14 protein-coding genes are annotated in these 11,187 nt (G+C 70.7%); 2 read left to right on the forward strand and 12 right to left on the reverse strand.

Going from position 1 to position 11,187, the window contains the following annotated elements; all coding sequences use genetic code 11:
• Positions 1-47: 47 nt before the first annotated feature.
• The 4 genes from ACZ4A5_RS20050 to ACZ4A5_RS20065 all read right to left on the reverse strand — a co-directional run bounded on the left by ACZ4A5_RS20050 (position 48) and on the right by ACZ4A5_RS20065 (position 2,650).
• Positions 48-881, reverse strand: coding sequence for an RNA polymerase sigma factor SigF (locus tag ACZ4A5_RS20050; protein WP_116212976.1), 834 nt, complete (start codon positions 879-881; stop codon positions 48-50).
• Between the two features lie 186 nt (positions 882-1,067).
• Positions 1,068-2,000 carry an RNA polymerase sigma factor SigF gene (locus ACZ4A5_RS20055; protein ID WP_467585472.1) on the reverse strand — a complete coding sequence of 311 codons (933 nt, stop codon included), beginning with the start codon at positions 1,998-2,000 and terminating at the stop codon, positions 1,068-1,070.
• Between the two features lie 181 nt (positions 2,001-2,181).
• Positions 2,182-2,475: a Dabb family protein gene (locus ACZ4A5_RS20060; RefSeq protein ID WP_467585474.1), complete on the reverse strand. Its 294-nt coding sequence runs from the start codon at positions 2,473-2,475 to the stop codon at positions 2,182-2,184.
• Positions 2,476-2,485: 10 nt separating this feature from the next.
• On the reverse strand, positions 2,486-2,650 hold the full coding sequence (locus ACZ4A5_RS20065) for a hypothetical protein (protein WP_467585477.1): 165 nt from the start codon (positions 2,648-2,650) through the stop codon (positions 2,486-2,488).
• Positions 2,651-3,230: 580 nt separating this feature from the next.
• Here ACZ4A5_RS20065 and ACZ4A5_RS20070 point away from each other — a divergent pair.
• Positions 3,231-3,602: an STAS domain-containing protein gene (locus tag ACZ4A5_RS20070; protein ID WP_467585480.1), complete on the forward strand. Its 372-nt coding sequence runs from the start codon at positions 3,231-3,233 to the stop codon at positions 3,600-3,602.
• A gap of 133 nt (positions 3,603-3,735) precedes the next feature.
• On the opposite strand, the gene ACZ4A5_RS20075 is transcribed toward ACZ4A5_RS20070, so the two are convergent.
• The 6 genes from ACZ4A5_RS20075 to ACZ4A5_RS20100 all read right to left on the reverse strand — a co-directional run bounded on the left by ACZ4A5_RS20075 (position 3,736) and on the right by ACZ4A5_RS20100 (position 8,333).
• Positions 3,736-4,053, reverse strand: coding sequence for a hypothetical protein (locus ACZ4A5_RS20075; RefSeq protein WP_467585484.1), 318 nt, complete (start codon positions 4,051-4,053; stop codon positions 3,736-3,738).
• On the reverse strand, positions 4,050-4,340 hold the full coding sequence (locus tag ACZ4A5_RS20080; RefSeq protein WP_398870917.1) for a hypothetical protein: 291 nt from the start codon (positions 4,338-4,340) through the stop codon (positions 4,050-4,052). Before ACZ4A5_RS20080 ends, ACZ4A5_RS20075 begins: the two co-directional genes overlap by 4 nt.
• Positions 4,337-5,407 carry a type III polyketide synthase gene (locus ACZ4A5_RS20085; RefSeq protein ID WP_467585495.1) on the reverse strand — a complete coding sequence of 357 codons (1,071 nt, stop codon included), beginning with the start codon at positions 5,405-5,407 and terminating at the stop codon, positions 4,337-4,339. Before ACZ4A5_RS20085 ends, ACZ4A5_RS20080 begins: the two co-directional genes overlap by 4 nt.
• Positions 5,408-5,562: 155 nt before the next feature.
• Positions 5,563-6,276, reverse strand: a complete 714-nt coding sequence (locus ACZ4A5_RS20090) for an SDR family oxidoreductase (protein WP_467585497.1) — start codon at positions 6,274-6,276, stop codon at positions 5,563-5,565.
• The gene (locus ACZ4A5_RS20095) at positions 6,273-6,680 is read right to left on the reverse strand and encodes a 5-carboxymethyl-2-hydroxymuconate Delta-isomerase (protein ID WP_467585499.1); all 408 of its coding nucleotides are present in this window, start codon (positions 6,678-6,680) and stop codon (positions 6,273-6,275) included. Before ACZ4A5_RS20095 ends, ACZ4A5_RS20090 begins: the two co-directional genes overlap by 4 nt.
• A 195-nt stretch (positions 6,681-6,875) precedes the next feature.
• Complete coding sequence (locus ACZ4A5_RS20100) at positions 6,876-8,333, reverse strand: MFS transporter (RefSeq protein WP_467585502.1); 1,458 nt, start codon at positions 8,331-8,333, stop codon at positions 6,876-6,878.
• Between the two features lie 187 nt (positions 8,334-8,520).
• On the opposite strand from ACZ4A5_RS20100, the gene ACZ4A5_RS20105 reads away from it, so the two are divergent.
• Positions 8,521-8,886 (forward strand): ArsR/SmtB family transcription factor, encoded by a 366-nt coding sequence (locus tag ACZ4A5_RS20105; RefSeq protein ID WP_467585504.1) that lies wholly within the window; start codon positions 8,521-8,523, stop codon positions 8,884-8,886.
• Here the strand turns inward: ACZ4A5_RS20105 and ACZ4A5_RS20110 are convergent.
• Together ACZ4A5_RS20110 and ACZ4A5_RS20115 are read right to left on the reverse strand one after the other, a co-directional pair.
• The gene (locus ACZ4A5_RS20110) at positions 8,789-10,180 is read right to left on the reverse strand and encodes a hypothetical protein (protein WP_467585507.1); all 1,392 of its coding nucleotides are present in this window, start codon (positions 10,178-10,180) and stop codon (positions 8,789-8,791) included. The two genes, ACZ4A5_RS20105 and ACZ4A5_RS20110, sit on opposite strands and share 98 nt — an antisense overlap.
• Entirely contained in the window at positions 10,177-11,079 is a 903-nt protein-coding gene (locus ACZ4A5_RS20115) for an FAH family protein (protein ID WP_467585510.1), read from the reverse strand. The genes ACZ4A5_RS20110 and ACZ4A5_RS20115 overlap by 4 nt, the downstream gene beginning before the upstream one ends.
• Positions 11,080-11,187 lie beyond the last annotated feature (108 nt).

An 11,187-nucleotide genomic window follows, 5' to 3' on the forward strand; every position in this document is an offset into this window, starting at 1 on the left:
GACGTCAGGAGTACAGAGAGGTGAACGGTCCCCCGTTGAACCCGTTCTCAGTCCGCGATGAGCCCCTCGCGCAGCTGCGAGAGCGTGCGCGTGAGGAGGCGGGAGACATGCATCTGGGAGATGCCGACCTCCTCGCCGATCTGCGACTGCGTCATATTGGCGAAGAAGCGGAGCATGATGATCTGCCGTTCCCGGGGCGGCAGCTTGGCCAGGAGCGGCTTGAGGGACTCGCGGTATTCGACGCCCTCCAGCGCGCTGTCCTCGTAACCCAGCCGGTCGGCGAGGGAGCCCTCGCCGCCGTCGTCCTCGGGGGACGGCGAGTCCAGCGAGCTGGCCGTATAGGCGTTGCCGACGGCGAGGCCGTCGACCACGTCGTCCTCGGAGACGCCGAGGCAGAGGGCCAGTTCGGGCACGGTGGGGGAGCGGTCGAGCTTCTGGGCGAGCTCGTCGCTGGCCTTGGTGAGGGCCAGGCGCAGCTCCTGGAGCCGGCGCGGCACGCGCACCGACCAACTCGTGTCCCGGAAGAACCGTTTGATCTCACCGACGACGGTCGGCATCGCGAAGGTCGGGAACTCCACCCCCCGTTCGCAGTCGAAACGATCGATCGCCTTGATCAGGCCGATCGTGCCGACCTGGACGATGTCCTCCATCGGCTCGTTGCGGCTGCGGAAGCGGGCAGCGGCATAGCGCACCAGCGGGAGATTGAGCTCGATGAGGGTGTCGCGGACGTACGTACGCTCCGCACTGTCCCGGTCGAGCGTGGCCAGCCGCAGGAACAGCGAGCGGGAGAGGGTGCGGGTGTCGATGGCTTCGCAGTCGTCGAGCACGGCGTGCGGTGCGTCGTTGGCGAGCACCTTCGCGCTGCCCAGGTCTACGGACATGCCACCCCCTTGAGGTCGCGGACGGGTCACAGCAACTCCCTCGTACGAGGGTTCAGCCTCCACCTGAATACCGGAGGCCGGGCTGTGGCAAACGCAGTTCCAGCAGAATGTCACATGTCGGCAACACGCTGTAGCGTCAAGTCGACATATCTGCCCGCTGGCCTCAAGGGCTGTCACCCGTGAGGGTTACGCGTCGATTCGATTTGCGGAACGCAGCCGGGCGAAGCTCCGGGAGAGCAGCCGGGACACGTGCATCTGGGATACGCCCAGCTCAGCGCTGATCTGGGACTGCGTCAGATTGCTGTAGTAGCGCAGCAGCAGGATGCGCTGTTCGCGCTCCGGCAGTTGGACGAGCAGGTGGCGCACGAGGTCACGGTGTTCGACCCCGGCCAGCGCCGGGTCCTCGTAGCCCAGCCGGTCCAGCAGGCCGGGCAGGCCGTCGCCCTCCTGGGCCGCCTCCAGGGAGGTGGCGTGATAGGAGCGGCCGGCCTCGATGCAGGCCAGCACCTCGTCCTCGGGGATCCGCAGCCGCTCGGCGATCTCGGCGGTGGTGGGCGTCCGGCCGTGCAGCACCGTCAGGTCCTCGCTCGCGCCGTTGACCTGCACCCACAGCTCGTGCAGCCGGCGGGGGACGTGCACGGTGCGCACATTGTCGCGGAAATAGCGCTTGATCTCGCCGACGACGGTCGGCATCGCGAAGGTCGGGAACTGCACCCCGCGGTCGGGGTCGAACCGGTCGATGGCGTTGATCAGGCCGATCGTGCCGACCTGGACGACGTCCTCCATCGGCTCGTTGCGGCTGCGGAAGCGCGCGGCGGCGTAGCGCACCAGCGGGAGGTTCGCCTCGATCAGGGCGGCCCGTACGCGCGTGTGTTCGGGCGTGCCGGGCTGGAGGGTCACGAACTCCTTGAAGAGCACCTGGGTCAGCGCCCTGGCGTCCGCGCCGCGGCTCCTGGGATGGTCCTCGGACTCGTCGCCGGAGTCGTCGCGGGCGGGGGCCGCCCGCTCCTCGGGAGCGGGCGTGTGCGCCTCGGGTGAGGGCCTGTGGGTCTCGGCGGAGGCGGGGGGCTGGTCGCGCTGGAGGGGGGCTTCGGGGACGGTACGGGCCGACACGGTCACGCCACCCTTCACGGTCAACTCATCCGGCAAAAGCGGTCATAGCATCACAAGACATGTGCACTGTGTGCAAGCACCGCAAAGTGCCGTGTTGAGTGGCGAAAAAGGGCCCTTCGCCGAGGTCGGCGAAGGGCCCTCTGGGCCGTGCGTGGACGGGCATCCCGGCAGGTCGGCCGGGGTTCCCTCAGAACGGGTAGTCGGCGATCACCCATGTGGCGAATTCTCGCCACAGCGCCACGCCCGCCTGGTGCGCGGGGTGCCCGAGGTAGCGCTGGAGCGCCTCCGCGTCGTCGACGGCGGAGTTGATGGCGAAGTCGTACGCGATCGGCCGGTCCGAGACGTTCCAGCCGCACTCCCAGAACCGCAGCTCGGGAATCTCCTTGCCGAGCTCATCGAACGCCTGCACGCCCGCGGCGACGCGCGGGTCGTCGCGCTCGACGCCCTCGTTGAGCTTGAACAGGACGAGGTGACGGATCACGGTTCTGCCCTCAGTTGATCAGCTGGGTCATAAACTCGCCGACGCTCTTGGCGGCGTCCGAGATGCCTTCGAACCCTATCTGCACGAGTTCCGCCGACCGCGCCGGGGAGTGGATGATCGTGTACGCCACAAAAATGATGACGGCGTAGAGCGCGACCTTCTTCGCCTGTGCCACGACCCCACAGCCTCCCCTGCTGTCCCCGGTGCCTCTATGGACGCGAGAGTCTAACCGCACGTATGGGCGAAAGGCTGGACCGGTGGCCCCGGCGGAGGCGGTTCCTCACGGCACCTTTAAGGACCAAAGGCCCGCCAAGGGGGGTCCTTCGGCCGCCGGGCGGGGTCGGGCGGAGGCGGAGGATGGGGGTAAGCGCGCCGGGTCTGGCAGGAATCCGGCGGGCCAGGGACATGGACCTCACTGCGGGGTCCGGGCCGCGATTTCCCCCGACTGCGGACCGGACTTGGAGGGCCGTGTCCTCATCGGGGGGAGGCCGGCGCCGTGACCTGGCGTCGCTTCCCCCCGCCCCTTTCGCCGTCGCCTTCCCGTCGCTTCCCGTCCCCTTTCCCCCCCGCGACTTCCGCGGGGCACCGCGCGCCTCTTGTGGCGCGCCGCGCGCTTCTGCTCGTTCCCGCGCGCGCCTGTGCCCCTCAATGCCCCAAGAGCTCTCACCCTTGCGACGAAGGTGAGAAGTACGTACTGCCGGGGCACCAGAAAGGCATACGGCATATGCGGCCGAGGGAGGTCGGTGAGGGGCGACATGGGCGTGGACGAACCCGCCTTCGCCATGCGGGAGCGCGTGGCGTACGGCGCCATCATCATTGAACTGCACGGAGAAATCGACATCTTGGCGGAGCAGGTGCTCGGGCCGCGTGTGGACGCGCTGACCGAGCGGTTCCGGGGTGACGTCGTCATCGATCTTCGCCGGGTCACTTTTCTGGATGCGAGCGGGTTGCGGCTGTTGCTGCGGGCGCGGCGGCGGATGCGGGATCGCGGTGGGCGGCTCCGGGTCGTCCGGGGGGTGCCTCGGGTGTGGAAGGTGTTTCGGCTTGCCGGGCTGGAGGGGGCGTTCGCCGTGGTCGACGCGTTTCCGGCTGGGGCCGGGGCGGAGGATGGGAGTGTGCCGGCTTAAGGGTGCGGATTGTTTCCGGGTGCGGGTTTCGTTGCCGCCTGCGGCGGGAGCGGCCTGCGGCCGCCTCCTCAAACGCCGGACGGGCTGGCTTTGCGAACCGTGGCTCGCAAAGCCGGCCGTCCGGCGTTTCCGTTCAGCCGCCTCTCGTCGTCAGGCCCAGGAGGCGGACGCGTCTTTGGCGGGTGTGGAGTTCGCCTTTCGCGTCCGGGGGGATCAGGACGACCTGGCCCGCGCGGGCGTCCACCGGAGGTGCTTCCTCCAGGGAGAGGGTGATGTCGCCCTCCAGGACGATCAGGGCCGTCTCGGTGCCCGGGTCCGGGGTGAGGCGGAAGCGTTCCGCTTCGCACAGCTGCCAGTGCTCGGCGTCGTCGCAGCCGGCGTGCAGGACGCCGGAGGGCACCATGCGCTCCAGGATCGCCGTGGCGGAGCCGGTGGCGGGGGCGAGGATCACTGTTCGGGCCTCCTGCTCGTGACGTCCAGGGTGACCGGAATGCAACGGTCCGGATCGCGCAGCGTGAAGAGCGTGTGCGCGCCGGTCGGTATCGGCATGTCCGGCGCCGGGCACGCCGGGTCGGCGTCCACATGGACGACCAGCTCCGTGAACGGCGCGTAGGAGCCGCTCCGTTCCGCCGCCGGGACGTCCACCAGCTCCAGGCGGCGGATCGGCCCGGACAGCAGGCCGGTCATGTCGACCGCGCCCGGCCCGACCAGATCCAGCACCACAGGTCCCCCGTTCATGAGCTCTCCTTCTCCTCGGTGGGCCCGCACCAGGTCGCGCGGCACGCCGCGGCCGTGAAGCCGGGGCCGAAGCCGATGAGGACGCCGGTGTCCCCGGTGGCGGGCGGTTCGTCGTACGTACGGGCCAGGACGTCGAGCACGGCCACGGCGCCGAGGTTGCCGCGCTCCTGGAGGCTCTCCCAGGAGTGGCGGGTGACCTCGGGCAGGCATTCGAGGCCGGTGGCGAGGTCCATCAGAATGCGCGGGCCGCCCGTGTGGGCGACCGTGAACTGCGGCTTCCAGGCGCCCGTGTCCGCCCCCAGCCACTCGCGCAGGTGCGGCATGAGATCGCCCACGCCCTTGAGCGCGGCCGGGGTGCTGCCGAAGTGGAAGCCCCGGTCGTCCAGCGTCATCTCGTAGCGCTCGGTGCTGTCCGGCACGACGTACTCCCAGGTGTCGTCCACCCGGAACGCCGGCCCCGCCGGCCGGGCGCCGGAGACCACGCAGGCGCCGGCCGAGTCGCCGAACAGCGCCTTGTAGATCATCGCTTCCATGCTGTCGTCGCTGTGCTGGTAGACCGAGCTGAGGATCTCCGCGGCCACGACGAGCACGCGCTTGCCCGGGTGGGCCGCGAGGAACTCGGCGGCGCGTACGAGTGCGTGGGCGCCGCCCGCGCAGCCGAGCTGGGTCATGGGGATCCGGCTGACGGTGGAGCGCAGGCCCAGGGCGTTGACGAGGTGGACGTCCAGGCCCGGGACGGCGAACGCCGTGGCGTGGGTGGTGATCAGGCAGTCGATGTCCAGCGGGCCGAGACCGCCGGTGTCGAGGGCCCCGCGCGCGGCCCGCTCGGCGAGTTCGCACAGATCGGCGTAGGCGGTCGCGTTGCTCTCCCCGGACGGCCGGTCGGCCGCCACCGTGGCGAGCGGCCGGGCGAAGCGGCGGCGCTGGACCCCGGTCGAGTCCAGGACGCGCAGGATGGCCGGGAGCCGGGGGTGGTCGGGGTGCGCGCGGACGATGTCGTCCTGGATCTCCTTGAGCGTGACCTCGTGGGGCGGCAGTGCGACGACCGGGCGGTTGACGTAGATCATGGCTGCTCCGTGGTGGGAAAGGCGCCGTTGGTTCTGGGGCCGTAGGTGGTACTCCGGGCGGTGTGGGGGTGCCGGGCTTGCGTGACCCGCACGCGCCGGACGGGCTGGATCCGCACGATCCAGCCCGTCCTGGGCGTCGCGGGTGCTGGGCGGGGTCAGGCGATCGAGCCGCCGCCGTCGATGAAGAGGGTCGTGCCGGTGGTGTACGGGTTGCCCGCCGCGAAGACGACGGCCTCCGCGATGTCCTCCGGCTCGCCCACGCGCGCGACGGGCAGCCGGCCCGTCGCGGCCTCGTACATCGCCTCGCGGTTCCGCTCGGGGAGCGTGTCCCACAGCGGCGTCCTGAGCAGGCCCGGCGAGACCGCGTTGACGCGCAGCGGCGCGTACTCCAGGGCCAGGCCGCGGACCAGGGCCTCCAGGGCGGCGTTGATCGCGCTCTGCAGCGCCGCGGCCTTTCCGGGGCGTACGGACAGATAGCCCGTGACGAGCGTCAGCGAACCGGAGGGCCGGACGGACAGGGCGCGGGTCAGGCGGTACGCGCCCCAGAACTTGCTGTCCATCGCGGCGTACGCGTCCTCCAGCGGGAGGGTGTCGACCCGGCCCATGGGGGTCTCCGCCGCCGATATGACGACGTGGTCGAACTCGCCCGCCGCCGCGGCGAATTCCTCGACGGCGGCGTTGTCCGTGATGTCGAGGGACTGCCCGGTGGCGCGCTCGCCGAGCGTGGCCACCGCCGCGTCGATCCTCTCCTTCGAGCGCGAGGCGACGGTCACATTGGCGCCGAGCGCCGCGAACCGCCGGGCGGTCGCCAGGCCGACGCCCGAGCTCCCGCCGACGACGAGGACGCGCTTTCCTTGGTATTCGGTCACGGTGCGGTGCTCTCCTGTAGAGACGGGGCCTGGAATTCCAGGTCCTCGGAACGGGAACGGGAATAGCTCTCGCGGTTCAGCTCGGTGATCTGAACCGATATGTCGCAGGACGTCTCCGACATCGTCCGGTGGAAGTGCCGGCCCAGCACGCGGAGTGCTTCCTGGCTGATCCGGCGCTTCGCCTCCGCCGGCTTCCCGGCGAAGGTGCGGATGTCGAGATTGACGAATGCCTGCTCGTAGGTGCCGTCGCCGATGAAGGCGTGCAGGCGGACGGCCCTGCTCTTGAAGTCCTGGACACGGAAGCCGCCGACTTCCGAGAGCGCGGCATGCAGTTCCTTGAAGAGGCCCTCGACGTCGACCTGTTCGCGGATGTTGCCCGAGTGTTCGAGCATGAGGTGCGGCATGCGGATTCCTTTCTTGCGGGTGGTGATGCCGGCGTCCTCCTCTTTTCGATGGCCTTGGGGCATCTACCGACGGCGGTACGCCGGCATAAGTCAGAGCGGCCGTCCCTTGGTTGGGGGCGACCGCTCTGGGGTTTGTGGGGTGGGTTGGGAAGGGGCGGGACCGGGGAAAGGAATGCCCCCGGCCCCGCGCGGGAGCTACTCGGCCGGGACGGCCGCCTTCGCCGGGGTCGCGGCCGGGGCCGCGGCGGGAGCCGGAGCCGGAGCCGTCTTCGCCTTGACCACCCGGTGGATGCCGAAGGCGCTGAGCAGGATGCACGCGACCAGCGCCGCCACCGCCCAGCCCAGAGCCGACTGGAGACCCGAGGTGAACGTGTCGGAGTCGGCGTGGCCGACGATCAGGCCCATGACGGCCACACCGATCAGGCCGCCGAGCTGGCGGGAGGCGTTCAGGACGCCGGAGGCGATGCCGATGTTGCCGCTGTCGACCGCGGAGAGCATGGCGTTGGTCATGGCCGGGACGACCAGGCCGATGCCGAAGCCCGCCACCAGGAACTGGATGACGATCGCGAGGTAGGAGCCGGCGTGCACGGCGGGGAGGGTCGCGAGGTAGCCGACCGCGGCCAGGGTGCTGCCGGTCATCAGGACCGTGCGGGCGCCGTAGCGCTTGGCCAGCGGGCCGCAGGCCAGGTTGGCGATCATGATCGTGGCGGTCATCGGGAGGAACGCGAGGCCGGCGACGATCGGGGAGTAGCTCCAGGCGGTCTGGAAGAAGAGGCTGAAGACGAAGATCAGGCCGTAGAAGGCGAAGTTGACCAGGACGCCGATCAGCGAGGTGGAGGTGAACGCCTTACGGCTGAAGAGGTGCAGCGGCAGCATCGGGTCGCTGCTGCGCTTCTCGGCGGCGATGAAGGCGAGGGTCGCGACGACGAAGACGATCAGGGAGGTGATGACGAAGGTGGAGCCCCAGCCCTGGCCGTTGGCCTCGATGATGGCCGCGGTGAAGGTGCCCAGCGCGATGACGGCCAGCACCTGGCCGAGGAGGTCGAAGGAGCGGCGCGGGGCGTTCGCGTCCCGGACGGTGCCGGGGGCGTTGACCTGGGTCAGCCAGATGCCGACGACCGCGATCGGGACGTTCACGAAGAAGATCGAGCGCCAGCCGAGCTGGTCGATGAGCACACCGCCGACCACGGGGCCGAGGGCGAGGGCGAGACCGCCGGCGGCGGCCCACAGGCTCACGGACTTGGCGCGCTCGGTGGGGTCCGGGAAGGACTTGTTCACGATCGACAGCGAGGACGGGACGATCATCGCGGCGCCGAGGCCCTGGATCACGCGGGAGATGATCAGCGCGACCAGGGTGGTGGAGGCGCCGCAGGCGAAGGACGCGACGGCGAAGAGCGCGAAGCCCACCTGGTAGATCCGCTTCGGGTCGAAGCGGTCTCCCAGCGAACCGGTGGACAGCAGGAACGCGGCGAAGGTGAGGGTGTAGCCGTTGATCACCCACTCCAGCCCGGAGAGGCTGCCGCCGAAGTCCTTGCTCAGCGCGTCGGTCGCGACGTTGACCACGCTGACATCGAGGATGACGACGACGAACCCGAGGCAGGCCGCGAGCAGCGACAGCTTCCTTTTCGCAGTACTGGGTTCACTCTGGGACATGCCTATTCCTAAGGTCGGTCGGAAGGGTGGGGAGAAGTCGGGACCGGGGCGGGCCGGGGGAGTACCCGCCCCGGGGTCGGCGGGAGCCGGGGACGCACGACTCGAATAGACTGTTCGACGTGAGGCGAACAAGTAAACTGTACGCAGAACATCGAACACTTTGCAATCGTTCGTCAGGAAGGCCGTCATGACCAGGGAAAACGCAGCGGCGACCGCGCCGCATCGCACTCCACCTGAGCACGTCCATCCCCGGGACGTGGCCTTGGAGACCGCGCTTGCCGCGCTCTCCGACCCCGTACGGCTCACGCTCGTGCGGGAACTGGCCGGAAGTGAGGACTGGGAACGCACCTGCGGCAGCTTCGACGTGCCCGTCCGCAAGGCCGCGCTGAGCCATCACTTCGCGGTGCTGCGCTCGGCCGGGCTGATCGAGCAGCGCGACGCGGGCGCGAAGCGGATCAACCGGCTGCGTAAGGCCGAGTTCGAGGAGTGCTTCCCCGGGCTGCTCGACCTCGTCCTGCGGGACGCTGCCGCGCGACCGGGGCAGCCGGGATAGCGACACTGCCGTACGGCGGGCGCGGCCGCGGGTCCTCCCCGGGCGTCGCGCCGGCCGCCAGGGCGACGCGCTCGCGCAGCAGCTTCGCCGTGCCCTCCACGACGGCGCGGTCGACGCTCGGCGTGCCGTACGACAGCGCCAGGCCGAAGGCGCCCCGGAAGGTCGAAAGGTGCAGCACCACGCCGTAGTTGGCGCCCGTGCGGTTGACCACCGTACGGAATCCGGTCACGCGCTCCACGTGCGCCCCCAGTGAGGCGTCGACGGGGCCCACGTTCGTGATGCAGATGCCCGGTGAGCTGTCGGCCGCCGCCGCGGCCAGGGCCGCCGCGCGGATCTCCCGGTGGTCGCGGACCACCGGCCGCCAGGCGGCGTCGGCCGCGCGGAAGCCGTCACGGTACGCCTGGGCGTGGTCCTTGAAGCCCGCGCCGTCGAGCCGCAGCGGCGCCCGTACGACGCTGATGTAGCAGCCCAGGTCGGTCAGGTGCTCCGTCTCGGCGTAACGGCGGCGCAGCGAGACGGCGGTGAAGAAGTCGACCTCGTCGCGGCCGGTGGTCAGCGCGAAGGACTCCGCGAGCGCCGTGGCGAAGAACTGATTGATCGTCAGTCCCCGGCGGCGGCAGTACAGTTTGACGGCCTCGGACTCCGTCGGCGACAGGTCGACGGGCACGAAGGCGGCGCCTCTTTCCGGCCACGGCGCGCGGACCGCGAAGGGGATCGGGGCCGCGGGCGCCTCCGGGACGGCGGACGCCTGTGGGGTGTCCGTGGCGGGCGTGCGGTACGTCAGCTCGTCGCCGTTGCGGGAGAACGGCTCCGGCCCGGCGTCCCCGGGGGCGCCGAAGAGCTCCTCCAGCAGCACCCGCAGCGTGCCACCGGTGGAGTGGCCGTCGGATATCGCGTGGTTGCGGGTGAAGTAGAGATGGGTCACCCCCGCCCGCCGATCCGCCGCCGCGCGCAGCCGCCACAGGGCGCCGCCCGTCGGCAGGACGTCGTTCAGCTCCTCGCCCTGGAGGTCCTCGGGGGCGGCTCCGGCGGGCAGCGGGCCGCGGCGCAGCTGCTCGGGCTCCGGCGCGGGGCCCTCGCGGAACCACAGCGAGCCGTCCCGCTCCTCGATGCGCGCCCGCAGCAGCGGCAGCCGCCGCGCCCACCGGTCGACGGCGGCGTCCAGCTCCGCGTCACCGAACAGGGCGTCGACGCTGACCCAGGTGGTGACCTGCGTGTTTCCCTTCAGCAGGCCATGGGTGTAGGCGAAGGCCGCCTCCACGTCGCTGAGTTTGCGGATGAGCTCCACGGTCACTCCACCGGCCTTTCCGAGCCGTCCCAGGTGATCACGTTGGTCAGGGTCACCCCGTGGCTCGCCACGTCGATGGTCAGCCGGTCGCCGTCGCCGATGCGGAAGCCGGCGTGGAAGCTGCTGCGGTCCGCGCCGATGAAGACGTAGTGCACGCGGCCGGGGTGGTGCAGTGGCGGATAGGAGAAGAGGTGCCGCATCATGCCGTCGAGGCGGTAGGCGAGGGCGTCGGTGCCGGTGGTGAAGCCGCCCTCCCACGCCGTGGCGCCGTCCCGCTCGATGGAGACCTTGCCGGTGACCGAGCGCGGCGGCTCGCCGGAGAAGAACCAGGGGGAGACGGCCGCGTCGCACAGCTTGGCGTACGAGAGGTGGCCGTGGTCGCGCTTGAACCGCCCGATGTCCGTGAGGTCGTTGCCGAAGGTGTAGCCGACGTAGCGGGGGACGCTGTCCTCGTCGTCGACGTAGAGGAGGACCACTTCGGCCTCCTCGCACACGGCGATGGCGGCCGCGGGCACGGTCAGCGGGTCACCGGCGACCTTGAGGGAGGTGCCGAGGCCCTTGAAGAACCAGTTGGGCTGGGGGCGCTCCCCGCCCTCGCCCGCCTCGTCGGTCACCTTGACGTTGTGGGTCTGCATAAAGCCGCTGACCAGCGCGTTCCCCAGCTCGGTGGGCAGCAGCGGGGGCAGGTGGCGGACCTCGTGACGGCGGTCGGCCGGCACGGTGACGGCCGGCTCCCCGGCGGTGACGGCGGCGGCGAACGCGGCCGGGTCGTAGCCGTGGGCCGCCAGCTGCGCGCCGAGGTCGTCACCCGGCGTCCGGTAGAGGTGCAGCGGTGCTCCGTCGGCGGGCTCGTCGAAGCCGATGAGCCGCTCGCCCTGGTACGTGCATGCGAAGAACTGTGTCACGGCGGAACGCCCTCCAAGGACGTCGGTGAACTCCCGTCGGGAGCCGGTGGGTTCGGGGGAAGAAGGGGCCGGGGCGGGCGGCGCGAAGGGGAGGCCGCCCGCCCCGGA

This window comes from Streptomyces sp. NPDC025618 (genome assembly GCF_055558795.1).